Source organism: Paraburkholderia sp. (genome assembly GCF_035501035.1).
Classification (GTDB): Bacteria; Pseudomonadota; Gammaproteobacteria; order Burkholderiales; family Burkholderiaceae; genus Paraburkholderia.
Genome location: NZ_DATJWR010000225.1, coordinates 16,247 through 38,986, shown reverse-complemented (window position 1 = coordinate 38,986; position 22,740 = coordinate 16,247). Strand labels below are relative to the sequence as shown.

General features: G+C 65.8%; 20 protein-coding genes. 16 read left to right on the top strand and 4 right to left on the bottom strand.

The window, feature by feature from the left end; all coding sequences use genetic code 11:
• Window positions 1–26: 26 nt before the first annotated feature.
• Window positions 27–497: a MaoC family dehydratase gene (locus VMJ11_RS16260; protein WP_325620413.1), complete on the bottom strand. Its 471-nt coding sequence runs from the start codon at window positions 495–497 to the stop codon at window positions 27–29.
• Window positions 498–807: 310 nt separating this feature from the next.
• Here VMJ11_RS16260 and VMJ11_RS16255 point away from each other — a divergent pair, with 310 nt between their 5' ends.
• The 9 genes from VMJ11_RS16255 to VMJ11_RS16215 all read left to right on the top strand — a co-directional run bounded on the left by VMJ11_RS16255 (window position 808) and on the right by VMJ11_RS16215 (window position 10,784).
• Complete coding sequence (locus VMJ11_RS16255) at window positions 808–2,115, top strand: MFS transporter (protein WP_325620412.1); 1,308 nt, start codon at window positions 808–810, stop codon at window positions 2,113–2,115.
• Window positions 2,116–2,175: 60 nt separating this feature from the next.
• On the top strand, window positions 2,176–3,570 hold the full coding sequence (locus VMJ11_RS16250) for a CaiB/BaiF CoA-transferase family protein (protein WP_325620411.1): 1,395 nt from the start codon (window positions 2,176–2,178) through the stop codon (window positions 3,568–3,570).
• 97 nt (window positions 3,571–3,667) lie between these two features.
• Complete coding sequence (locus VMJ11_RS16245) at window positions 3,668–4,516, top strand: IclR family transcriptional regulator (protein ID WP_325620410.1); 849 nt, start codon at window positions 3,668–3,670, stop codon at window positions 4,514–4,516.
• 338 nt (window positions 4,517–4,854) lie between these two features.
• On the top strand, window positions 4,855–6,105 hold the full coding sequence (locus VMJ11_RS16240; RefSeq protein WP_325620409.1) for an ABC transporter substrate-binding protein: 1,251 nt from the start codon (window positions 4,855–4,857) through the stop codon (window positions 6,103–6,105).
• 129 nt (window positions 6,106–6,234) lie between these two features.
• A complete protein-coding gene (locus VMJ11_RS16235; protein ID WP_325620408.1) occupies window positions 6,235–7,446 on the top strand; it encodes an ABC transporter substrate-binding protein in 1,212 nt (403 codons plus the stop codon).
• A 28-nt stretch (window positions 7,447–7,474) separates the two neighbouring features.
• Window positions 7,475–8,347 carry a branched-chain amino acid ABC transporter permease gene (locus VMJ11_RS16230; RefSeq protein WP_325620407.1) on the top strand — a complete coding sequence of 291 codons (873 nt, stop codon included), beginning with the start codon at window positions 7,475–7,477 and terminating at the stop codon, window positions 8,345–8,347.
• Window positions 8,348–8,352: 5 nt separating this feature from the next.
• A complete protein-coding gene (locus VMJ11_RS16225) occupies window positions 8,353–9,363 on the top strand; it encodes a branched-chain amino acid ABC transporter permease (RefSeq protein ID WP_325620406.1) in 1,011 nt (336 codons plus the stop codon).
• Window positions 9,350–10,090 (top strand): ABC transporter ATP-binding protein, encoded by a 741-nt coding sequence (locus VMJ11_RS16220; protein ID WP_325620405.1) that lies wholly within the window; start codon window positions 9,350–9,352, stop codon window positions 10,088–10,090. Before VMJ11_RS16225 ends, VMJ11_RS16220 begins: the two co-directional genes overlap by 14 nt.
• Window positions 10,083–10,784, top strand: coding sequence for an ABC transporter ATP-binding protein (locus tag VMJ11_RS16215; protein WP_325620404.1), 702 nt, complete (start codon window positions 10,083–10,085; stop codon window positions 10,782–10,784). The genes VMJ11_RS16220 and VMJ11_RS16215 overlap by 8 nt, the downstream gene beginning before the upstream one ends.
• 45 nt (window positions 10,785–10,829) lie before the next feature.
• Here VMJ11_RS16215 and VMJ11_RS16210 read toward each other — a convergent pair whose 3' ends face one another.
• A complete protein-coding gene (locus VMJ11_RS16210) occupies window positions 10,830–11,240 on the bottom strand; it encodes a rhodanese-like domain-containing protein (RefSeq protein ID WP_325620403.1) in 411 nt (136 codons plus the stop codon).
• A 102-nt stretch (window positions 11,241–11,342) separates the two neighbouring features.
• Between VMJ11_RS16210 and ftrA the strand changes: the two genes are divergently transcribed.
• The 3 genes from ftrA (at window position 11,343) to VMJ11_RS16195 (ending at window position 13,448) form a co-directional block, all read left to right on the top strand.
• Window positions 11,343–12,326, top strand: coding sequence for a transcriptional regulator FtrA (gene ftrA, locus VMJ11_RS16205; protein WP_325620402.1), 984 nt, complete (start codon window positions 11,343–11,345; stop codon window positions 12,324–12,326).
• Between the two features lie 353 nt (window positions 12,327–12,679).
• On the top strand, window positions 12,680–13,123 hold the full coding sequence (locus tag VMJ11_RS16200) for a MerR family transcriptional regulator (RefSeq protein WP_325620401.1): 444 nt from the start codon (window positions 12,680–12,682) through the stop codon (window positions 13,121–13,123).
• On the top strand, window positions 13,053–13,448 hold the full coding sequence (locus tag VMJ11_RS16195; RefSeq protein ID WP_414694407.1) for a carboxymuconolactone decarboxylase family protein: 396 nt from the start codon (window positions 13,053–13,055) through the stop codon (window positions 13,446–13,448). The genes VMJ11_RS16200 and VMJ11_RS16195 overlap by 71 nt, the downstream gene beginning before the upstream one ends.
• Window positions 13,449–13,714: 266 nt before the next feature.
• Here the strand turns inward: VMJ11_RS16195 and VMJ11_RS16190 are convergent, their stop codons facing one another.
• Window positions 13,715–15,631 carry a methyl-accepting chemotaxis protein gene (locus tag VMJ11_RS16190; RefSeq protein WP_325620399.1) on the bottom strand — a complete coding sequence of 639 codons (1,917 nt, stop codon included), beginning with the start codon at window positions 15,629–15,631 and terminating at the stop codon, window positions 13,715–13,717.
• A gap of 387 nt (window positions 15,632–16,018) precedes the next feature.
• Between VMJ11_RS16190 and aldA the strand changes: the two genes are divergently transcribed.
• From aldA to VMJ11_RS16170, 4 genes are all read left to right on the top strand, one after another.
• Window positions 16,019–17,440: an aldehyde dehydrogenase gene (gene aldA, locus VMJ11_RS16185; protein ID WP_325620398.1), complete on the top strand. Its 1,422-nt coding sequence runs from the start codon at window positions 16,019–16,021 to the stop codon at window positions 17,438–17,440.
• A 92-nt stretch (window positions 17,441–17,532) separates the two neighbouring features.
• Window positions 17,533–18,858: an MFS transporter gene (locus VMJ11_RS16180; RefSeq protein ID WP_325620397.1), complete on the top strand. Its 1,326-nt coding sequence runs from the start codon at window positions 17,533–17,535 to the stop codon at window positions 18,856–18,858.
• Window positions 18,859–18,890: 32 nt separating this feature from the next.
• On the top strand, window positions 18,891–20,108 hold the full coding sequence (locus tag VMJ11_RS16175; protein WP_325620396.1) for a mandelate racemase/muconate lactonizing enzyme family protein: 1,218 nt from the start codon (window positions 18,891–18,893) through the stop codon (window positions 20,106–20,108).
• A 16-nt stretch (window positions 20,109–20,124) separates the two neighbouring features.
• Window positions 20,125–21,807, top strand: a complete 1,683-nt coding sequence (locus VMJ11_RS16170) for a GMC family oxidoreductase (protein WP_325620395.1) — start codon at window positions 20,125–20,127, stop codon at window positions 21,805–21,807.
• Here VMJ11_RS16170 and VMJ11_RS16165 read toward each other — a convergent pair.
• Window positions 21,780–22,658 (bottom strand): LysR substrate-binding domain-containing protein, encoded by an 879-nt coding sequence (locus VMJ11_RS16165; protein ID WP_325620478.1) that lies wholly within the window; start codon window positions 22,656–22,658, stop codon window positions 21,780–21,782. The two genes, VMJ11_RS16170 and VMJ11_RS16165, sit on opposite strands and share 28 nt — an antisense overlap.
• Window positions 22,659–22,740 lie beyond the last annotated feature (82 nt).

Genomic DNA, 22,740 nt, shown 5'->3' with positions numbered 1-22,740 from the left:
TGCGAAAGAAAATGGCGTGCGCGCCCTCATTCGTGGCGGCCCGCGAGCATGCGCTTGACGGTGTACGAGAGCACGAGCTCGTCGCGCTGATTGAGCACCTGCACGCGGCTCGTCACGACTGCGCGGTTGTGCCTGGACGTGGGCTTGACTTCCTCGACTTCCACCAAGCCATAGATCGTGTCGTTGACCAGCACCGGCGCGTGCGCCTTCATCGAGAACTCGAGCATCGCGAGCCCGGTGCCTTGCACCATGGTCTGAAACAGCAGGCCCTCGATCAGCCCGCTCGTGAGCGCACCGGGCACAGGGCGGCCGCTCATGGCGCCGTGTTCGAAATGAGCGTCGATGAAAATCGCCTCGAGCATGCCGGTGGCTGAGATGAAATTGACGAGATCGGTTTCCGTGACCGTGCGCCGGAACGTGCGAAAGCGTTGACCCGCGCGCAAGTCCTGCCAGTAGAAACCTTGTCCGAGCAACTGGGCGTCTTCATGTGTCGTCATGCCTGTCTTCCTCCGGTGATGGATGGCGCGCTGCGCCGATGTCTTGTTCCGATTCTAGAATCGAGTTTTGATATCGGCAACGGCGTTCGGATATCGGAACAGGGTCAATGCCGGATAGATGATTTGTAGTCCATTGTTTATAAAGAATAAATGACTAAGATTTGAGGCCCGCGAGGGTATACGCCAGGCATTCGCTTCGTTCCGTATTCGGAATCTGGTGCTACATTCCGAACCAGTCCGTTTCAGCCGGCACGGCAGCCAGAACGATTCGAATAGACCTGAAACCCCAGGAGCAAAGGAGACAAGCTGGATGAACGCCAATCCTGAGATCGTGCAGGCAGGCGCGGCCGCCGAAGCGGCGCCGCGACGCACGGCCAGCGTCATATTTGCCGGCAGCGTCGGCAACGTGGTGGAGTGGTTCGACTGGTCGGTGTACACGACCTTTGCGATCTACTTCGGCAAGCAGTTCTTTCCCGCCGACAACGACACGGCGTCGCTGCTCGCCACTTTCGCGGTGTTCGCGGTGGGCTTTTTCATGCGGCCGCTGGGCGGCTGGGTGATTGGCAGCTTCTCCGACCGCTTTGGGCGGCGCGCGGCGCTCACGTTCACCATCATGATGATGGCGGGCTCCTCGCTGCTGATCTCGGCGTTGCCCACCTACGCGACGATCGGCGTGCTCGCGCCCGTGCTGATGACGGTGCTGCGCATGGTGCAAGGCCTTTCGGTGGGCGGCGAGTACGGCGCGGCCACCACGTTTCTCGCGGAATCCGCGCCGGCGAAGCGTCGCGGCCTCTACGGCAGTTTCCTGTTTTTCAGCATCGCGGCTGGCCTGCTGCTGGCCTCGGCGCTCGCGAGCGTGATGACGAACGTCATGTCGAAGGAAGCGCTGATGGCATGGGGCTGGCGCATTCCGTTCTTCATTGGCGGCTGCGGCTCGCTTGCGGGCTTCTGGATGCGCCGCAACGTGGGCGAAACACACGCGTTCGAACAGCTGCGCCGCTCGGGCCGCATCCAGCGCCGTTCGCTGTGGTGGACGTGGTCGCATCATCGCACCGCCGTGCTGCGCCTCGTGGGCATCAGCGTGCTGGGGGCGTTCAGCTTCTATCTGTTCATCAGCTTCATGCCGATCTATGCGATCCGCCACGCGGGCGCGACGCCGGCTGACGCGTTCATGGCCAGCACCTTGAGCATCGCCATCTTCATGGTCGCGCAGCCATTCTTCGGCGCGTTGTCGGATCGTTTCGGGCGGCGCCCGCAGTTGATGGTGTTCGCGGCGGCATATCTCGTTGGCCTCTATCCCGTGGTGCGCTCGATCGGGCCGGGCATTACGTCGATGCTGCTGGTCGAATGTTTCGGTCTGCTGACCTATGGCCTCTATTCCGCGATCGCGCCCGCGATCATGGCCGAGCTGTTCTCCACGGAAGTGCGCGGGATCGGCATCGGCGCGGCTTATAACCTCGTGGTCGCGTTGCTGGGCGGGACGACGCCGTACCTCATGACGTGGCTGCAGTCGCAGCAGCGCGAAGGCTGGTTTCTCGCCTATGTGTGCGCAGGCGCGGCGGTGAGCCTCTTCACTTACTGGCGCATGCCCGAGACGCGCGGCAAGCAGCTCGAATGAGCAGCGCGAGCGCGCATGAACCGAACGTGTAGTTCCGCAATCCAGCAGAGGTCATTTCCCATGCAGCAGCAGACGAGACATCCATCGGCATCGCAGGCAACGCAAACGCAGGCACGGGCGCAGGAACAGGCACATACGCAACGGGCGCACGAACAGGGCGGCCCGCGCCGCCGCCCGCTGGAAGGCATTCGCGTGCTCGATCTTTCACGCGTGCTGGCGGGCCCGTGGTGCACGCAGAATCTCGCGGATCTCGGCGCGCAGGTGATCAAGATCGAACGGCCCGGCAGCGGCGACGAAACGCGCTCATGGGGCCCGCCGTACCTGCGCGACGAAGAAGGGCGCGACACCGTGGAGAGCGCCTATTACCAGTGCGCGAACCGCGGCAAGCTCTCGATGGCCGTCGACATCGCCGCGCCCGAAGGCGCCGCGCTGATCCGCGAACTCGCGCGGCAGTGCGACGTGCTGGTGGAGAACTTCAAGGTGGGCGGCCTCAGGAAGTACGGGCTCGATTACGAGAGCCTCGCGGCGCTCAACCCGGCGCTCATCTACTGCTCGGTGACGGGGTTCGGCCAGACCGGGCCGCTTGCGCACCGCGCCGGCTACGACTTCCTCATTCAGGGCATGGGTGGCCTGATGAGCATCACGGGCGAGCCCGACGGGGCGCCCGGCGGCGGCCCGGAAAAGGTAGGCGTGGCGGTCACGGACCTCATGGCCGGCATGTACGCGACGACAGGCGTGCTCGCCGCCGTGCTCGAGCGCGAGCGCAGCGGCCTCGGCCAGCATATCGACATCGCGCTGCTCGACTGCCAGTTGGCGATGCTCGCGAACCAGTCGATGAACTACCTGTGCACGGGCGAGGCGCCTCGCCGGCTCGGCAACGCGCATCCGAACGTGGTGCCTTACCAGACGTTCGCGGCCAGCGACGGGCATTTGATCCTCGCGTGCGGCAACGATAGTCAGTTCCGGTCGCTGTGCGGCGCGATGGCGCTCGACGAACTGGCGGCGGATCCGCGCTTTGCCACCAACAGCGCGCGCAGCGTGAATCGCGCGCTGCTGCTGCCGGTGCTCGAAGAGGCGTTCCGCACGCGCACGCGCGACGCGTGGATCACCGCGCTCGAGGCGTGCGGCGTGCCGTGCGGGCCGATCAACGACGTCGCCCAGGCGTTCGGTTCCGAACAGGCGCGCGCGAGAGGGATAGTGCGCCGCATCGCGCATCCGCTGGCGGGCACTTCGCCTGGCGTGGCGAGCCCGTTGCGGCTTTCGGCGACGCCGGTCGAATACGACATGGCGCCGCCGCTGCTCGGCGAACATACGCGCACGCTGTTGCAAGGGCTGCTCGGTCTCGACGCCGCGCGTATCGATGCGCTGTGCGCGAGCGGGGCGGTTGGCGCGAGCGCGTTGGCGCCTTCGCACGGCGAGCGCGAAGCAGACGAGAAAGACGCTCAGGCGGTTTGAGCCAGGCTCCGGCCGCCGGTGCGCGGCCGGTTTGCACGCATTTCGAGGGCAGGTCGACATGTATAATTTTGCGCACCGTTCAACCGTCAATCGATCCATGCCGCGCCACTCTGAAGACCGTGAACCGGGTACCGGCGCTGCGGCCGCATCGCCCGGCCCGCGGGCCACTACGCGCATCGTGCAGGTGCTGCGCATTCTCGCCGACCACCCGCAAGGCGCCACGCTCACCGAACTCGCGGACCTGAGCGCGACCCCGAAAACGAGCCTCCTCGCGCTGCTGCGCGCACTCACGCATGCGCACTACCTCGCGCATGACGGCGGCAAGTACGTGCTCGGCGTGGAGGCGTTCAAGCTCGGTGCGGCCATCGTCGCACAGCGGCGCTTTCCCGAGATCGCGCGACCCGTGATGGAGCGGCTGGCGCTCGAGGCGGGCGAGACGATCCTGATCGGCCAGCTCGCGAGCGACCGGCCTTCCATGGTCTACGTCATGTCGGCGGAAAGCCGCAGCGCGATCCGTTTCATCGCGGGCATCGGCGAGCGGCGCGAGCTGTTCTCGTCGTCGGGCGGCCGCGTGCTGCTTGCCGCGATGAGCGAGGCACAGCAGGCCGAGTACTTTCGCACCGCCGACCTGCGCGCCCATACGCCCGCCACGCGCACGCACAAGCGCGAGCTCAAGGCCATCCTCAAGGAGGTGGCCGAGACCGGCGTGGCCGTCACGGTCGAGCAGAGTTCCGCCGATGTGGTGGGCTTCGCCGCGCCGATTCGCGACGAGTCGGGCGCCGTGATCGCGGCGCTCGTCATGGGCACGCCCGTGAGCCGCGGCGTGCCGGGCATGGAGCGCTTCAAGGCGCTGATCGCGCGCGGCGCGGTGGAGGTCTCGGCGCTGCTCGGCTACGCCGGGCCGCATGTGCCCAAGGCCGCGGTGCTCGCGAAGCCGGCGGCCTGAACGCTCGCGCGCTTCCTCGTCCACACTTCGAATGAACCGCGAGCGGTGCCGCTTGCGGGTTTTTCCCGTATCGTCCCCACGCACATTGTCGCGCCCATCTTCCGCTGACTTCGGCTGACGTTCGCGCCCCCTTCGTCACGGCCCACGCGTACCCGCGCATCGGGACAAATGCCGACTTCCACCCAGCCGAACGCCAGCTTTCCGGAAAACGAATTGTTGGCCCCGCGCGGCTCCACCACACTGGCACCTGTCCATCGGCGCCTCTTGCCCTGCGCATTGCGGCTGCCGCACAGGAGAACTCCAAAGTACACAAAAGCCCCAAGGGCGAAGGAGGAGACATGACGCGACTCAAGACGCGCAAGCTACACGCGCCCATCGCAACGTCCGCGCGCGAGTGCGCGCCGCGCCGCCGTGCGGTCCGCGCAAGCCTGCGCGGCGCGCTGGCTGCGGCGCTGGCCGTCGCGCTCGCACCCGCGCTTGCGCATGCCACGGAATGGCGCGTGGGCGTGGAATTGCCGCTCACCGGCCCACTCGCGCAGGCGGGCACCGAGATGTACCGCGGCATCCAGGTGGCGGCCGACATCTACAACCGCCGCCATCCGCAGGACAAGATCACGCTGGTGGCCGTCGACGACGAATCGAACCCCGCCAAGGCCGTTGCCGCCGTGGAGCAGCTCGCTTCGCAGCACGTGGTCGCCATTGCGGGCGCGGCGAATTCGAACTGCGCCGGGCCGGCTTCCGAAGCGGCCAGCAAGGCGGGCCTTGTCTACGTGACTTCGGGCGGCACGAGCGACGACATGGTCACGCGCGGGCTGAAGAACTTCTTTCGCGTGAGCAACACGCCGGGGTACACGTCGGGCATGGTCGGCCTGTTCGACTCGCTGGGCGTGAAGTCGGTGGCGATCGTCTACTCGACCAAGGACGCGACGAGCGACCTCGCGAGGCAGCTCGACACGGCGCTCAAGGCAAAAGGCGTGAAGACGACGCTGCACGCCTACGATCCCTCGATCAGCGACTTCAAGCCGCTCATCAACAAGGTCAAGCTGCAGGACAAGCCCGACGCGATGGCGATGCTCGGCTATGAAAACGATTACGTGGGCATTCTGCGCGCCGCGCGCGTGCTCAAGCCCGACCTGAAGGCGATCGCGGCGCCGTGGGCCTTCGCGAGCCCGAAGATGGCGCAGTCTTTCCCCGACCTCGTGCCGAACGTATACGGCGCGACCGTGCTGTCCTCGCCGGCGGACTATCGCTCGGCGGACCAGCGCGATTTTTCGGACACCTATCAACGCCTCTTCAAGACCACTTCGAATTACCAGTCGCAAACGTCTTTCGTGTACGCGCAACTGCTGTTCGATGCGATCGCGAAGGCGCAGAAAGCGGGTACGCTGGACAAGGGTGGACTCGCCGATGCGCTGCGCGCCACGCAGCGCGACGATACGTTCCTCGGCAAGGTGAGCTTCGATGCGCGGGGCGACAACACGAACTATGTCGCACACATGGGCCAGTTCTCGCGTGACGGCAAGCTGGCCCTCGTGTGGCCCGCGAACTACGCGACGGCGAAGCCGGTGTATCCGGGCGTGCCGTGGTGAGCACGCCCGCGTGCGGGAAGGTGCTTCCCGTGCCGCCTGAATCAAAATAATAGAACAACGAAATAAAGCGGCGCGCCGCCTACGGGGTGCCGCCGTATCTCAACGCTCGAGACAAAGTTTGGAGGTTCGATGGATCGCTCTGCTATTCGCAGCAAGCCGCGCGCACTCGTGCGCGCGCTCTTGCGTCTCGGCGCCGGCGCGGCGAGCGCGTGCGCGCTGCTCGCGCACACGCCGGCCGCATTCGCCGACGTGTTGCCCGTGGGCGTCGAGTTGCCGCTCACGGGCTCGATGGCGCGCGCGGGCAACGCGCAGCTGGAAGGCATCAAGCTGGCCGCCGATCTCTTCAACCAGGGCAACGGCAAGCACAAGGTCTCGCTCACCGTGATCGACGACGAGGCGCAGCCCGCGAAGGCCGTGAGCGCCGTCGAGAAGCTTGCCTCGCAGGGCGTGCTCGCCATCACGGGCGGTTATGGCTCGAATTCGGTGAGCCCGGCTTCCGAGGCGGCCGACAAGGCGGGCATCGTCTACATCACCTCGGGCGCGGTGGACAGCGCGATGACGTCGCGCGGGCTCAAGCGCTTTTTCCGCATCGGCCCGGCTTCGGGCTACTCGAAGGCCGTGGTGGGGCAGTTGAACGCAATGGGCGTGAAGTCGCTGTCGATTCTCGCCTCGACGAAGCAGGCCACCACCGACCTCAGCAACGAAGTCTCGAAGCAAATGCGCGCACAGGGCGCGACGGTGACCGTGCACGCATTCGATCCCACGATGACGGACTTCAAGCCGCTCGTGAACAAGGTGCGGCTGCAGGACAAGCCTGAAGTCATGCTGATGATCGGCTACGAGAACGACTATATCGGCATTCTGCGCGCCGCAAAGGTATTGCGCCCGCAACTGAAGGCCGTGATGGGCGCATGGTCGATCGCCACACCGAAGATGACGGCCGAGTTTCCCGACCTCGTGAACAACGTGATCGGTTGCGCGATGCTGCCGCATCCCGCACAGTTCGGCACGGCCGAAGGCAAGACTTTCGTCGAGGCCTATCAAGCCGCGTTTCACAAGGAGCCCGACTACGTGGCCGAGTTCGCGTATGTGCAGTCGCGGCTGCTGTTCGACGCGATGGCGCGCGCCGCCGACGCGGGCACGCTCAAGCAGGACGGCATTGCCGCCGAGCTGCGCGCGAAGCCGCACGACACGCTGATCGGCAAGGTGAGCTTCGCGCCGAACGGCGACAACCCCTCGTTCCTCAACAACATGGCGCAGATCCAGGGCGATCGCATCGTGCTCGTCTGGCCGAAGGAGCGCGCCACCGGCAAGCTGAATTACCCCGCGCTGCCGTGGTGAGCGCAAGCGCTACGAAGGAGGAGCCGAGATGGCCGACCTGTTGTTGCAATCGCTGTATTCCGGCGTGCTCGTGGGAGGCGCTTACGCGCTCGTCGCACTGGGGCTCGCACTGGTGTTCGGCTCGATGCGCATCATCAATCTCGCGCACGGCGAGCTGGTGCTGCTCGCCGCCTATATTGCCTACACGTTCGAGACGAAGCTTGGCCTCAATCCCGTGTTCGCGATTCCGGTGGCGATTCCGGTGGTGTGTGCGGCGGCCGCTGCGGCATGGTATCTGGTGAGCCGCATCAAGCGCGACCGTGAGCTGAATTCGCTGATCCTGACCTACGGCATTGGCATCGTGCTCACCAACGGCGTGCTGCTGGGTTGGGGCGCGGACGTACGCTCGACGGGCAACGCGTGGCTGCAGGACAGCGTGATGCTCGGCAACCTGCTCTCGATGCGCAGCGAGGTGCTCTCGTTCGGAATCAGCGTGGTGCTGATGCTCGCGCTGTGGTGGTGGCTCTCGCGCTCGTGGTATGGGCGTGCCGTGCGTGCGATCTCCAGCAACCGAGACGCGGCGCGCCTGATGGGCATCGATCCGCGCAAGACCGAGCTGATTTCGTTCGTCGTGGCGGGGCTGCTCGCCTCGTGCGCGGGCGTGTCGATCTACGCGTCGAGCGCGATTCAGCCTTCGGTGGGGGAGGCGCTCACGGTGAAGGCGTTCATCATCACCGTGCTCGCCGGCGTGGGCTCGATTCCGGGCGTGCTGGCGGGCGCACTGCTGCTTGGCATTGCCGAGGCGCTCACGGTCACGCTCGCGAGCTCCGCGCTGCAGGAACTCGCGGGCATGCTGCTGTTCCTGATCGTGCTCTACGTGCTGCCGAACGGCCTGTTCGGCGTGGCAAAAAGAAGGGGATGAGATCGATGCAAGCGACTGAATCGGCAACTTCGTCGACACTATTGGGCAAGGCCTCGTCCGGCCCGCGTCTCGCCGCGCTCGCCGTGACGCTGGCCGTGCTCTATGCGGGCGTGCCGCTCGCGCTTGGACAGAACCTCTACCTGATGAGCCTCGCGGTAGCTTCGCTCACGATCGCGGGCGTGGCGCTCGCGTGGGCGCTGCTCGGCAATCTCGGTGGCATGGTGAGCTTCGGGCATGCCGCGTTCTTTGGCGTGGGCTCGTATATTTCCGCGCTGCTCACCCTCAAGGCCGGATGGCCCGTGTTTCCGGCGATGCTCGCGGGCGGCGTGGGCGCGGCACTCGCCTCGCTCGCCATGACGCCGGCGCTGCGCCTGAAAGGGCCGTATTTCGCGCTCGCCATTCTGGCGTATGCGCAGATCTTCCGCATCGTCGCGACCGAATGGTCCGGTCTCACGGGCGGCGCGAGCGGCCTGTCGAGCATTCCGGGGCTGCCGAAGGTGGCGGGCTTCGACTTCGGCAGCAAGAGCGGCGGCTACCTCGTCGTGCTCACGCTTGTGCTCGTGTTCGCCGCGATCTACGCGCGGCTGCGCGGCAGCCATGTGGGCCTCGCACTGCGCGCGATGCACGAGTCGGAGGACGCCACGCGCGTGGTGGGTGTGAACAGCGTGATGCTGAAGCTCGCCATGCTCATGCTTTCGGCGTTCATGACGGGGCTCGTCGGCGCGTTCAACGCGCACTACATCAACTTTCTCGAACCCGACTACGCCTTCAACGCGAGCTGGGCCGTCGTGCCGATCATCGCAGCGATCTGCGGCGGCTATCGCACGCTGCTCGGGCCGCTCATCGGCGCGGTGACGGTGTATCTCGTCGATCAGCTCGTGCTCAAGAGCCTGCTGCCGACAGGTCACCAGATCGTGCTCGGCATGTTGCTCGTGGCGGTGATCATCGTGAGCCCGGCGGGCCTCACGGCGCTGCGCTTCAAACGTACCCGTCGAGGTGTCTATGCCGCAAGCTGAAAACCAGGCCGAGCTGCGCCTGCAGGATGTGTCGATCCGCTTTGGCGGCATCACGGCCGTGAATGGCGTTTCGCTTTCGCTCGGCACACGCGACGTGGTGGGACTCGTCGGGCCGAACGGCGCGGGCAAGACCACGCTTTTCAACGCGATCTCAGGGCTCGTGCGGCCGACCGGCGGCTCGATCCGCTTCGGCGACGTGGACCTGCTCAAGGCGCCGCTCTATCGCCGCGCGCGCCTTGGTATCGGGCGCACGTTCCAGGTGCCGCAGCCCATGCACGAGCTCACTGTGCGCGAGAACCTGATCGTCGCGCAGCGCTTCGGCACGGGCCGCGTGGACGAGGCGCGCATCGACGAGATCCTCGCGTTCCTCGGCCTCGAGGGCAAGGCGCAGCGCGACGCCGCCACCGAGCTCGCGCTCACCGAGCTCAAGGCTCTCGAAGTGGCGAAGGCGCTCGCGACGGGGCCGAGGCTGCTGCTGCTCGACGAAGTGCTGGGCGGCCTGGAGACGGCTACCAAGCGCCGCTTCATGCAGACTCTGCTCGACGTGCACGAGCGGTATCAAGTAGGTATCCTGATCATTGAACACGACATCGAGACGGTGATGAACCTGTGCCGGCGCGTGTGCGTGCTCAACTTCGGCAAGCTGATCGCCGACGGCCCGCCTGCCGAAGTGTTCCGCGATCCCGAGGTGGTGCGCAGCTACACGGGGGAGGCCGCTCATGCTTGAAATCAGCAGCGCCCGCGCGGGCTATGGTGCGATCAACGTGTTGTGGGACGTCTCGCTCGACGTCGCGCGCGGCGAGGTCACGACCATCGTGGGCCCGAACGGCGCGGGCAAGACCACGCTTCTGCGCGCGATCATGGGGCTCGTGCCGATTGAGCGCGGGCAGATCACCTTCGGCGGTGCGCCGCTCACGGGTGTGCCGACGTGGGAGATGGCGCAGCGCGGCATTGCGATGGTGCCCGAAGGCCGCATGATCTTTCGCGACATGACGATCGAGGAGAACCTGATGCTGGGCGCGTTCGCGAAGGCGCGGCGCGCCGGAGCGAAGGTGCAGCTCGACGAGGTCTACGCACTTTTTCCGCTGCTCAAGGAGCGCCGCGCGTTGCTGGCGGGCACGCTCTCGGGTGGCCAGGCGCAGATGCTCGCGCTAGGGCGCGGGTTGATGTCTTCGCCGCAGCTCATGCTGATCGACGAGCCGTCCCTGGGTCTTGCGCCCGTGATGGTGCAGGAAGTGTTCGCGATCCTCGAGCGCCTCAAGGCGGCGGGGCGCACCATCGTGCTCGTCGAGCAGAACACCAACATGGCGCTGCGCCTCGCCGACCAGGTGTATCTGATGCAGGGCGGCAAGGTGACGTTTGCCGCGCGCGCGAAGGACGTGAACGTGGACGAACTGCACGACATGTACTTCGCGCGCTGACCGGCACGCGGGCACGGTGGCCCGGATGCCGTGGTGCCGTGGCCTTCAGGCCGCGGTGTCGCCGGCCAGCTCGAAACCTTCGTCGAGCCAGCCAGTCACGCCGCCGATCATGACCTTGACGGGGCGCCCGAGCTGGGCGAGCCGGATCGCCCCGCGCGTTGCGCCGTTACAGTGCGGCCCCGCGCAATACGTCACGAACAATGTTTCGGGAGGCCAGGCGGCGAGCTTCGACGCGATGATCTTGCCATGCGGCAAGTTGACCGCGCCCGGCACGTGGCCACGCGCGAACAGCGCCGGACCGCGCACGTCGAGCAACACGAAGCCGGGGGCGTTGGCGTTGGCGCCGGCGAGCGCGGCATGGACATCGGCGCAGTCGGTCTCGAAGCGCAGCGAGGAAGCGAAATGCGCGATTGCCTCGGCACTTTCTGCGGCGGGAACGGCGGAAACGTTCGACATGACAAAACCTCCGGAATGGTTCGTTGTGGTGGCTTCCATTGTGCGAGGTGCGTCGCATCGCCGGCCAGTGGCGCGATTGCCATTCTCCGGTAATATCGCGCCATGAACGTATCGACCTCACACCTCGTCGTCGCGCTTGCCTACGACAGGCTTTGCACCTTCGAATTCGGCTGTGTCACGGAGTTCTTCGCGCTCGATCGCCCGGAACTGGGCGTCGAATGGTATCGCTTCGCCGTGTGCGCGGGGGAGCGCGGGCCATTGCGTGCGGCGGGTGGAATCCTGGTGCAGGCGCCCTATACGCTCGCCATGCTCGATCGGGCGCAGACCATCGTCATACCGGGTTGGCGCGATGCAGACGAACTGCCGCCAGAGCCGTTGCTCAAGAAGCTGCGCGCGGCGTACAAGCGAGGCGCGCGGTTGTGCTCGATCTGTTCCGGCGTGTTCGTGCTGGCGGCTGCGGGCGTGCTGGACGGCAAGCGCGTGACGACACACTGGCGCTACGCCGAGCGCCTGCGACAGCGTTATCCGCGCGTGACGGTGGAACCGCAGGCGCTCTACGTCGACGAAGGCGAGATACTGACCTCGGCTGGCTCCGCCGCCGGCCTCGACATGCTGCTGCACCTCGTGCGCCGCGACCACGGCGGTTCGGTGGCCAACCGTGTGGCGCAAAGACTCGTGGTCGCGCCGCATCGCGAGGGCGGTCAGGCGCAGTTCGTACCGCGTCCCATGCCGCCCGACGAGGCCAGCCGCCTCGCCAGGTTGATGGACTGGGTGCGCGCGAATCCGCGTCGCGCGCATACTGTCGAATCGCTGGCGGCGAAGGCCGCCATGAGTGCGCGCACGCTGCAGCGGCAGTTTCGCGAAGCGACCGGCATGGGGCCGTATGAGTGGGTGGTGCGCGAGCGTGTGTCCGTCGCGCGCGATCTGCTCGAATCGCGGCCCCGCCTGGCCATGGCGCGCGTTGCCGAGCTTGCGGGCTTCGGCTCGGAGGAATCGATGCGGCGCCACTTCAGGCGGATCGTGCTCACGAGCCCAACGGCGTATCGCGCGAAATTCGTCGCGCGCCCAGCCAGCGAGACTACCTGAAAAACACGGGCGCGATCGTCACGCATTGCTACCTTCGCGCACGCTCATGCCGTCGCGCGGCTGCGCGGCCGCCCGCAGCGCTGTTTCCTCTTGCGTGCGTCGAAGGAACATCAACACCGCTCGCTTCGCGTACCATCCTTGGCCCCCGCCCGTGGGCAAGCGAGTTATCTTTGCCTATCGCCTATCGCCTATCGCCTATCGCCTATCGCCGAGCGCGGTGCAGCGCATCGCCCGCGCCTGCGCAAGCGCAATTGCGGATGTCGCGACCGCTGGCCGCACGCCCCCGGCAAAAAATGCTTGACCTGGAGTGCACTCGAAGTCCCACCATCTCGAACGTCGATGAGGAGAAGCGCATGAAGATTGGCGAACTGGCCGCGCTCACGGGCCTTTCGGCCCACACGATTCGCTATTACGAGCGCATCGGGCTGATTCCCTATGCCGTGCGCGACCAGACGGGCCAGCGCGCTTACGACCGCTCGGTGCTCGACTGGATCGAGTTTCTCGGCCGCTTGAAAACGACCGGCATGTCGATCCAGGGCATGTTGCGTTACGCGCAACTGCGCGCGGCGGGCCCGGCAACCGAGCGCGAGCGCGGCGAATTGCTGGCCGCGCACCGCGACGCGGTGCGCGCACAGGTGGCCGAACTCCATGCGTGTCTTCTCGTCCTCGACAAAAAAATCGAAGGTTATTCCCATGCCATGCAAAGGAACGAAAATGCACGAGACGATGAACCACGTCAGCGACGTCCAGCAGGAAAGCCGCCTCGAAAGAGGCAAGCGCATGCTCTCGACGATTGACGGCAGCGCCGGCGAGCAGGTGATCGAATCGCTTGCCGGGATCGCGCCGGACTTCGCGCACTATCTGCTCGAATTCGCCTTCGGCGACATTTACTCCCGGCCGGGCCTCGACCTGCGCTCGCGCGAGATCGCCACCATCGCGGCGCTCACGGCCATTGGCCACGCGCAGCCGCAACTGAAGGTGCATATCGCCGCGGCTCTGAACGTCGGGCTCACACGCGAGGAGATCGTCGAAACGATCATGCAGATGGGCGTCTACGCGGGCTTTCCTGCCGCGCTGAACGGCCTCTTCGCGGCGCGCGAGGTGTTTGCGCGCGAATCGTGAAGCCGCGCGCTGTGCGGTCGGCGTGGCTGTGCCAGAATTCTGCGCCGTGTTTGGATGCGTTGCCGCAAATGCCGGTCGTGGCGGCGAAAAAGCCCAGCCACCAACGTCCCGGCGGATTCCGGAAGTTGACACGATGCGTCACACAAAGCCCGCGCGACAGCGAATGAGTGCTGAGGACCCTCCTTGGCGCTGTGAGCTTCGTCACCGAGCGGACGGGATCGAGTTTGAGTGCCATCCGAAGTTTTGATGGACGGCCCCGAGCGCCGTCATTGCCGTGCAGGCTCGCTCCCGGCGTCGTGCCGCAAGCGGAACACGGCGACCGCGTCGTTGAGCTGGCGCCCCTGATCTTCGAGCGAAGACGACGCCGCAGCCGCCTCCTCGACCAGCGCCGCGTTCTGCTGCGTAACGCCTTCGAGTTGCGCGATCGCGAGGTTCACCTGCTCGATCCCGCGGCTCTGCTCGTCCGAAGCCGCCGCGATCTCGACGACGATGCCGGCCACGCGGCTCACCGCCTGCGTCACGTCGGCCATTGTTCGCCCGGCCTCGTTGGCGAGCACCGACCCCTCCTGGATCTTGCGCACCGAAGCGCTGATCAGCTCCTTGATCTCGCGCGCCGCCGACGAAGAACGTTGCGCGAGATTGCGCACCTCGCCCGCTACGACGGCGAAGCCGCGGCCCTGCTCGCCTGCGCGCGCCGCCTCCACCGCCGCATTGAGCGCGAGAATATTCGTCTGGAAGGCAATGCTCTCGATCAGTCCGATGATCTCGGCGATCGCGCTCGAGCTCTGGTTGATGTCGTCCATCGTACCCACCACGCGCTTGACGACCTCGTTGCTGCGGCCCGCCACGTTCGTCGCATCGACGGCGAGCGCATTCGCCTCGCGCGCATTGTCCGCGTTCTGCCGAACCGCGGAGGTCAGCTCGTCCATGGTGGCGGCCGTTTGTTCGAGCGCCGCGGCCTGCCGCTCGGTGCGCTCGGAAAGATCCGCGTTGCCGGCCGAAATCTCGCCCGCGGCCGTGCGCAGCGTTTCGCTGTTGCGCCGCACGCCGAGCAGCACCCCGTTGAGCTTCTCCACGAACTCGTTGAAGCGCGACGCGAGCGCGCCCACCTCGTCGCCGCTCGTGACGGGCAGACGCTGTGTGAGATCGCCGTTGCCGGACGCGATGTCCTGCATGCTGTGCGAAAGCTGGCGCAGCGGCTGCGTGAGGCGGCGGCCGAGCATGATCGTCAGCGCGATGGCGGCGCCGAGCAGCAGCGCGCCACCCAGCATCAGCACGACGCTTAGGCGGTTCGCGTCGGCCATCATCTCCGCGTGCGGAATGAGCCCGATGTATTTCCAGCGCAGCTCCGGCGACGTATAGACCACGCTGTCGTAGCGCGTGCCGTCGAGATCGATGCCATGCACACCGCTGCCGGTCTGCGCGAGGTCGCGATAGCCATCGCCGAGATCGTCGAGCTTTTTGAACGCATGCGAAGGATCGTGCGGATCGACGAGCACGGTGCCGCTGTCTTCCACGACCATCAGATAGCCGGTCTGCCCGAAGCGCACCTGCTTGACCATCTTCGCGAGCCCTTCGAGCGAGATGTCCATGCCGAGCACGCCGAGTGGCTTGCCCTGCCCGTCCTGGACCGCGCGCACGAAGCTGATGATGACCTCCTTGTCGCCGCCGTCCGCCGCATACGCGCCCGTGCGGGTCACGTTGCTGCCCGCTCCGCTGCCCTGGGCGTACCAGGGGCGCTCGCGCGGGTCGTAGTGGTTGGTCTTGAACTCGCTTTTCGGCCACTGGATATAGCCGCCCCAGCGCGTGCCGAGGTAGACGTAGCGCAGGTCCGGGTGGCTGTCACCGAAGCGCTTCAGCAGCGCGAAAATGTCGCTTTCCACGCCGCCGTTCGTATCGGGCGTCATCGCGCCGCCATGCGTCAGGTAGTTCGTGACCGACTCGTTCGCGGTTTGCACCACCGGCGAATTCGCCACGAACGCGACGTTGCCGTGTACCTGATCGAACGTGTTGCGCAGGCTCGTATCGATCTGCTGCATCTGGCCGAGGCTCGCCGCGGCGAAGTTGTCGGCGGCCTGCCAGCGCACGTTCAAGGTCGCGAACAGCGTGATCGCGACGATCGTGGCCGCGAGCGCCGCGCCGAAAATCAGGCTCAGTTTGACTGCAATGGAGCGGGTGCCCATGAGTGCTTGTTTCCTCCATTTGTTCGTGGGGCGTTGGACGCCTGTTTGATTGCTCAGTCCGTTTACGGTGCGGGCTCGAGCGAACTGAATGGCTTCAATTTCAAGAATTGACTGGGGGCCGGATGGGGCGTTGGGGTGGAGAGGGCATGGTTTCGACACGCAGTTAGCGTCGGATCCCATTTCAATGGCTCACCGCAAAGCGCGCCGCCGCGTGCAGATAGTTGCGCCTCGCAACCCGTGAAATCCCCGTCTGGCGGGGCTTGCAGCCCGAAGCCCAAGCATGCGTTTTTCGCATGCTCGGCTCGACTATTAATCGTTTGTGAGGGCTGAAATGGGCGCGGATACTCCCGTGACCATTCGTCGCGACGACACCTTCGGCAGCCTTCCATGCGATCAGATTTCAATTTCATCAACGGCCAGTTCGATCACTCGGACGCCCCGCGTATTCCCTTCCACAATCCCGCGAACGCCGAGCTGATCGGCCACGTGAGCGCGGCGAGCGCCGCCGACGTCACCCGCGCAGTCGATGCCGCGGCCGCGGCGCAGCGCGCCTGGCGCAAACTGCCCGCCGCCGAACGTGGCGTGATCCTCAACCGCTTTGCGGACGCCATCGTGGCGCGCGCGCCGGTCATCGGCGCGGCGCTCGCGGCCGAGTCGGGCAAGAGCGTCGCCGACGCCAGCGCCGAAGCGCAGTACGCCGCCGAAATCCTGCGCTATCACGCGCAGTGGGCGCGCCGCATTGAAGGCGAAGTGATTCCGAGCGACAGCCCGAGCGAGAACCTCGTACTGATGCGCGAGCCGATCGGCGTGGTCGCGTGCCTGATCCCGTTCAATTTCCCGATCTACACGCTGCTGCGCAAGATCGCGCCGGCAATGATCACGGGCAACGCCGTGGTCGTGCGTCCCAGCAACAACACGCCGTCCTCGGCGTTCGAGGTTGCGCGCGCGGCACAGGAAGCGGGCGTGCCGGCGGGCATCTTCAACGTGCTGGCCATGGATCACGAAACGGCGGCGGTGCTGTGCACGCATCCGCGCGTCGGCATGATCACGCTCACGGGCAGTGTGACCGCGGGCCGCAAGGTGCTCGACTACTGCAAGGAAAACATCGCGAAGCCGTCGCTGGAGTTGGGCGGCAAGACGCCCGCCATCATCGAGGCCGACGCCGATCTGAACGCCGCCGCGACGGCGATCGTGCAGTCGAAGACCACGCACTGCGGCCAGCTCTGCACGGCGGTCGAGCGCGTGTACGTGCAGGCTAGCGTGCACGATCGCTTCGTCGAGCTGCTGCGCGAGAAGATGAATGCGGTGCGCTTCGGCGACCGCTCGGAAGACGAAACGCGCATGGGTCCGCTCGTGAGCGCGTCCGCGCGCAACGCGATTCACGCGATGGTCGAGCGCGCCGTCGCCGCGGGGGCCGTGGTGGAAACGGGCGGCTATCTGCCCGAAGGCGCGGGCCATTTCTATCCGCCCACGCTTTTGAGCCACTGCCGCCAGGACATGGAGATCGTGCAGGAAGAGATCTTCGGCCCGGTGCTGCCGGTGCTCTCGTACGAAACGCTCGACGACGCCCTGCGCATGGCCAACGATCACCAGTTCGGCCTTGCATCGGTGCTCTACACGGAGCGCTATCGCTCCACGATGCGCGTCGCGAACGAGATCGAGGCGGGCGAGCTCTACGTGAACCGCACGCCGGCCGATCCGTACCAGGGCTTCCACGCTGGCTGGAAGCGCTCGGGTCTCGGCGGCGACGACGGCAAGCACGGCATGCTGGAGTTTACGCAAACGCGCCTCGTCGTGATGCCGTATTGATCATTCGTTTTACTGATTAAAGGTTGAAGCGGTGCTTGCGTGAGCGGGCGCCGCGTTTGTAGAAGAAACGCGCACGCAACCTGGTGCGTGGCATGGAGACAATCTTGCAGAAGTCGATTTCGAAACCCGTGCGGCCGGCAGGTTCGCCGCGCGCCGCCGTCCAGCGCGCCGCCTCCCCGGCGCAACGCTACCTTCAGTTGTGTCTGCTCGTGCTGGCCGCGGGCGCGATCTATCCCATCCTCTATCTGCGTCAGGTCTATCAGACCACGATGCTCGATGTCTTCCACATCGACAACTCGCAGCTCGGCTATCTGTACTCGGTGCTCGGCATCGTGTTCTTTCTCTGCTATCTGCCGAGCGGCTGGCTCGCCGACCGCGTCGCGCCGCGCCTCTTGATCTGCTTCTCGCTCGTCGGCACCGGCGTGCTCGGACTCTGGTATTCAACGGCGCCTTCGTTCCACACACTGCTCGTGATCTTCTGCTGCTGGGGCCTCACGACCGGACTCACGTTCTGGGCCTCGGTGCTCAAGCGTGTGCGTATGATTGCGGGCGCCCACGAGCAGGGCCGCTTCTTCGGCATGCTCGACGGCGGGCGCGGCCTCATCGAAGCGATACTCGCCACCATCGCGCTCGCGCTGTTCGCCTCGGCAACGGGCTCGGGCAACGGCGAAGCGGTGGGCCTGCGGCACGTGGTCTATCTGTACTCGTTCACCTGTATTGGACTCGGCGCGCTGATGAGCCTGTTCGGCGACTCCGCGAGCGCGCAAGCCGATTCCACCGATGCAACGGCCAAAGCCGGGCAGCCGGGTGGCGTGCTCTGGCGCGATCTCGCGACGCTCGCCTCGATTCCGCAGTTGTGGCTCGTGGCGGCCGTGGTGTTCTGCGGGTACCAGATCTTCTGGGCGACCTACAGTTTCTCCGCGTATCTGCAGCAAGGCGACCTGCACATGAGCGTGGTGGCGGCGGGCACGGTGACGACGCTGAAGCTCTGGATGCGTCCGGTCGGCGGTATCGGCGGGGGCTGGCTCGGCGACCGTCTCTCGAACCTGCGCGTGCTGATCTGGGCGATCTTCCTCGCCGTCGCGGGTCTGGTCGGGCTGATCGTGTTGCCCGCTGCGCGCAACATGGAACTGCTCGGCGCGGTCGTGCTGTTCATCGGCCTGATGACTTACGCGATTCGCGGGCTCTACTGGACGCTGCTCGACTGCTGCTCGATCCCCATGCGCATCACCGGTCTCGCAATCGGTCTGGTTTCTCTGATCGGCTACTCGTCGGACATTTTCCTGCCGCTCGTGAACGGCTGGTTCACGGAGCACTACGCGGGCCTGCTCGGCTATCAGTTCTATTTCGCCTATGTCGCGGCTATTGGCGCGCTGGGCGGTATCGCGGCGCTCGTGCTCAAGCGCATGACCGCATGACCCAATCACACACTGCCTGAATCTGTCCGAATATGAAAGTCGTTGCAATGCAAACGCACGTCGTCGCGGTGCCTCCGCCGCACCTTGGCGGCATGTACTGGATCTTCGTCACGCTGCAAACCGATTGCGGTATTGAAGGTGTCGGCGAGATCTATTCCGCCACCTTCCATCCCGATGCGATGGTGCCCGCGATCGAGGACGTCTTCACTCGCTACCTGTTCGATCGCGATCCGCATCACGTCGAACGCCTCTGGCGCGAAGCGTATTCGAGCGGCTTCACGCAGCGTCCCGACCTGACGATGATGGGCATCGTGAGCGGCCTCGAAATGGCGTGCTGGGACATCATTGGCAAGGCGGCGAACAAGCCCGTGTACGAACTGCTGGGCGGCATGGTGAATGAGCGTCTTCGTTCGTACACCTACCTGTATCCGAAGAACAGCGCCGGCGAATACGATTACGACGACCCCGATCTCGCCGCCGAGTGCGCGGCGCAAAACGTGCAGCGCGGCTTCACGGCTGTCAAGTTCGATCCGGCCGGTCCGTACACCGCGTATTCGGGCCATCAACTTTCGCTCGAGGTACTCGACCGCTGCGAAACGTTTTGCCGCAAGGTGCGCGAAGCCGTAGGCAGCAAGGCCGACATTCTGTTCGGCACGCACGGCCAGATGGTGCCTTCCTCGGCCATTCGCCTCGCGAAGCGCCTCGAGAAATACGATCCGCTGTGGTTCGAAGAGCCGGTGCCGCCGGGCCAGCACGACGCCATGGCCGAAGTCGCGCGCCACACGAGCATTCCGGTTTCGGCGGGCGAGCGGTTGACCACGAAGTACGAGTTCCACAAGCTGCTCGAAGCAGGCGGCGCGTCGATCATCCAGCTGAACGTCGCGCGCGTGGGCGGCCTGCTTGAAGCGAAGAAGGTGGCGACGCTCGCCGAGGTCTACTACGCTCAGATCGCGCCGCACCTCTACAACGGGCCGATCGGCGCGGCGGCGAGCATCCAGCTCGCGGCCTGCACGCCAAATTTCCTGATTCAGGAAAGCATCGGCACGTGGGACGGCTTCCACGCGCAGGTCCTCAAGCAGCCGATTCAATGGGAAGACGGCTACATCATTCCGTCGAAGGCGCCGGGCCTCGGCGTCGAACTCGACATGGACGTGGTGCGCGCGCATTCGCCGTACACGGGCAAGCGTCTGCACCTGCAGATGGCGAGCCAACCGGCCGACGTTCGCGACACCTCACCGGCACGCGGCTAATTCGGGAGCCAGGCAGATGAACTACGATTACATCATCGTCGGAGCGGGATCGGCGGGCTGCATTCTCGCCGAGCGGCTTTCGGCGTCGGGGCGCCACACGGTGCTCCTGCTCGAAGCGGGCGGACCCGACAACTCGTTCTGGTTCAAGATTCCCATCGGCTTCGCGAAGCTCTACTACAACAAGCTGTACAACTACATGTATTACAGCGAGCCGGAGCCCGAACTCGCGGGGCGCAAGATCTACGTGCCGCGCGGCAAGGTGCAGGGCGGCTCTGGCGCGATCAACGCGATGATCTACGTGCGCGGCGCTGCACGCGATTTCGACGACTGGGCGGCCGCCGGCAATCCGGGCTGGTCGTATCGGGATGTACTGCCGTATTTCCGCAAGCTCGAATCGCATCCGCTCGGCGACACGCCGTGGCACGGCGCGAACGGCCCCGTGCGCATCTCCCCGATGAAGGAAGGCGCGCATCCGGTCAGCCACACGTTCGTCGAAGGCTGCGAGCAGCTCGGCTACGAGCGCAACGACGACTTCAACGGTGCACGCCTCGAAGGCGTCGGCATCTATGACGTGAACACGCGCAACGGCCGGCGTGATTCGAGCAGCGTGGCCTATCTGCATCGCGTGGGGCAGCGGGCGAATCTGAAGATCGAGCATCATGCGCAGGCGACGCGCGTGTTGTTCGACGGCGAAGCCGGGCAGCGGCGTGCAACGGGCGTCGAGATCGTGCAGCAGGGTACGAAGCGGACGTTCTACGCGAACCGCGAAGTGATCGTCGCGGCGGGCGCTGTCGACACGCCGAAGCTGTTGCAGCTTTCGGGCGTGGGTCCGCGCGCGTTGCTCGCGAAGCACGGCATTGGCCTCGTGCACGAGTTGCCGGCAGTGGGGCGCAATCTGCAGGACCATTTGTGCGTGAGCTTCTACTATCGCTCGCGCGTGAAGACGCTCAACGACTCGTTCCGCAGCCTGTTCGGCCAGCTCAAGCTCGGTCTGCAATACGTGTTCGCACGCTCGGGCCCGTTCTCGATGAGCGTGAACCAGGCGGGCGGCTTCTTCCGCACGAGCCGCGACGAAGCGCATCCGAACATGCAGGTGTACTTCAATCCGCTTTCGTACCGCATTCCGAAGTCGAATCGCGCGAAGCTCACGCCGGAGCCGTACTCGGGCTTTCTCGTCTGCTTCAACCCGACCCGGCCGACGAGCCGCGGCTCGGTCGAGATCGCCTCGGCGAACGTGGAAGACGCACCGAGGATTTTCGGCAACTATCTTTCGACCCAGAAGGATCGCGACGAGGCGATTGCGGGCAGCCGTCTCGTGCGCAAGCTGATGAAGGCGCGCGCGCTGCAGGAGATCACCGAAGCCGAAGTCACGCCAGCCGGCGAAGTGACCGACGACGCGAGCATGCTGAAGTTCTTCCGCGAGCAAAGCGGCTCGATCTACCACCTGTGCGGCAGCTGCGCGATGGGCCCGGACCCGCAAACGGCCGTGGTCGATGCGCGTCTGCGCGTGCATGGCATTGACCGCCTGCGCGTGGTCGATGCGTCGGTCTTTCCGAACATCACGTCCGGCAACACGAACGCGGCCACGATGATGGTTGCGGAAAAAGGCGCTGACCTGATTCTCGAAGACGCCGACCAGGCCATCGGCACGCGAGGTCTCGCGCAGAGCGCTCAGCGTGTGGCGGCGATTTCTTCCTGAAGCCACTGCCTGAAAAGCTGGAGCGGCTTCGAAGCCTTCTGTTCGGGCCGCACCACGAACCAGTAGGACTGGCGCCCGTCCACGTGGACGTCGCGCACCGGCACGAGCTGGCCCGAGGCCAGTTCGCGCCCGATCATGTTGCGATCGGCGATGGTCAGGCCGAGCCCGTCGATTGCGGCCCGGATCGCGTGATCGAGCAGATCGAATTCATATCCGCCCGTAGTATCCACGCCCTCGATGCGCGCGGCATCGAGCCAGTGCCGCCACGTGAGGTAGCGCTGGTTTTCGCCGGCCAGCACGTGCAGCAGTGTCTGCTGCGTGAGATCGAGCAGGCCGTGCGCGAGCAGCGCCGGCGCGCACACCGCGATATGCGACTCGTGCATCAGCAGCGAGCTTTCCAGCCCCTCCCATTCGCCGTCGCCGAAGCGGATCGCGCAGTCGAGCGAGGTCGAGTCGGCGAGACTGTCGCGCAGACTCGTCGTGAGGCTCAGTTCGAGCGACGGATGCCGAGCGCGCAGGCTCGTCAAACGCGGCACGAGCCAGCGGCTCGCGAAGGTCGGCGGGGCGTTCACGCGCAGGCGGTTCAGGTCGCTCTTCTGCTGGATCGTGCGCACCGTCAGCTCAATGCGGTCGAATGACTGCTGAAGCGTGCGCAGGAGTGCACGCCCGGCTTCGGTCAGTTCGAGCCGGTGATGATGGCGTTCGAGCAGCGTTTCGCCGAGCTGGTCCTCGAGTTGCCGCACCTGGCGGCTCACGGCGCTCTGCGTCACGTTCAGTTGTTCGGCGGCGCGCGTGAAACTGCCGCTCGTACCTGCCGCCTCGAACGCCTTCAGTGCGTTGAGCGCCGGCATCTTTCGCTTCAAGGTCTTCTCCCCGCGGCCCGCACCGCCAAAACGGGGAAGTATACCGGCGCGCGCCCAAGCGCGCGCGCTG

Bases quoted from the DNA above. Each gene is read 5' to 3' on its own strand.
- VMJ11_RS16210 (WP_325620403.1), bottom strand. From the start codon at position 11,240: ATGTCGAACGTTTCCGCCGTTCCCGCCGCAGAAAGTGCCGAGGCAATC.
- VMJ11_RS16200 (WP_325620401.1), top strand. From the start codon at position 12,680: ATGAAGATTGGCGAACTGGCCGCGCTCACGGGCCTTTCGGCCCACACG.
- VMJ11_RS16195 (WP_414694407.1), top strand. From the start codon at position 13,053: ATGAACCACGTCAGCGACGTCCAGCAGGAAAGCCGCCTCGAAAGAGGC.
- VMJ11_RS16250 (WP_325620411.1), top strand. From the start codon at position 2,176: ATGCAGCAGCAGACGAGACATCCATCGGCATCGCAGGCAACGCAAACG.
- VMJ11_RS16225 (WP_325620406.1), top strand. From the start codon at position 8,353: ATGCAAGCGACTGAATCGGCAACTTCGTCGACACTATTGGGCAAGGCC.
- VMJ11_RS16190 (WP_325620399.1), bottom strand. From the start codon at position 15,631: ATGGGCACCCGCTCCATTGCAGTCAAACTGAGCCTGATTTTCGGCGCG.
- VMJ11_RS16255 (WP_325620412.1), top strand. From the start codon at position 808: ATGAACGCCAATCCTGAGATCGTGCAGGCAGGCGCGGCCGCCGAAGCG.
- VMJ11_RS16165 (WP_325620478.1), bottom strand. From the start codon at position 22,658: ATGCCGGCGCTCAACGCACTGAAGGCGTTCGAGGCGGCAGGTACGAGC.
- VMJ11_RS16215 (WP_325620404.1), top strand. From the start codon at position 10,083: ATGCTTGAAATCAGCAGCGCCCGCGCGGGCTATGGTGCGATCAACGTG.
- VMJ11_RS16260 (WP_325620413.1), bottom strand. From the start codon at position 497: ATGACGACACATGAAGACGCCCAGTTGCTCGGACAAGGTTTCTACTGG.
- VMJ11_RS16235 (WP_325620408.1), top strand. From the start codon at position 6,235: ATGGATCGCTCTGCTATTCGCAGCAAGCCGCGCGCACTCGTGCGCGCG.
- VMJ11_RS16175 (WP_325620396.1), top strand. From the start codon at position 18,891: ATGAAAGTCGTTGCAATGCAAACGCACGTCGTCGCGGTGCCTCCGCCG.
- VMJ11_RS16220 (WP_325620405.1), top strand. From the start codon at position 9,350: ATGCCGCAAGCTGAAAACCAGGCCGAGCTGCGCCTGCAGGATGTGTCG.
- ftrA (WP_325620402.1), top strand. From the start codon at position 11,343: ATGAACGTATCGACCTCACACCTCGTCGTCGCGCTTGCCTACGACAGG.
- aldA (WP_325620398.1), top strand. From the start codon at position 16,019: ATGCGATCAGATTTCAATTTCATCAACGGCCAGTTCGATCACTCGGAC.
- VMJ11_RS16240 (WP_325620409.1), top strand. From the start codon at position 4,855: ATGACGCGACTCAAGACGCGCAAGCTACACGCGCCCATCGCAACGTCC.
- VMJ11_RS16245 (WP_325620410.1), top strand. From the start codon at position 3,668: ATGCCGCGCCACTCTGAAGACCGTGAACCGGGTACCGGCGCTGCGGCC.
- VMJ11_RS16170 (WP_325620395.1), top strand. From the start codon at position 20,125: ATGAACTACGATTACATCATCGTCGGAGCGGGATCGGCGGGCTGCATT.
- VMJ11_RS16230 (WP_325620407.1), top strand. From the start codon at position 7,475: ATGGCCGACCTGTTGTTGCAATCGCTGTATTCCGGCGTGCTCGTGGGA.
- VMJ11_RS16180 (WP_325620397.1), top strand. From the start codon at position 17,533: ATGGAGACAATCTTGCAGAAGTCGATTTCGAAACCCGTGCGGCCGGCA.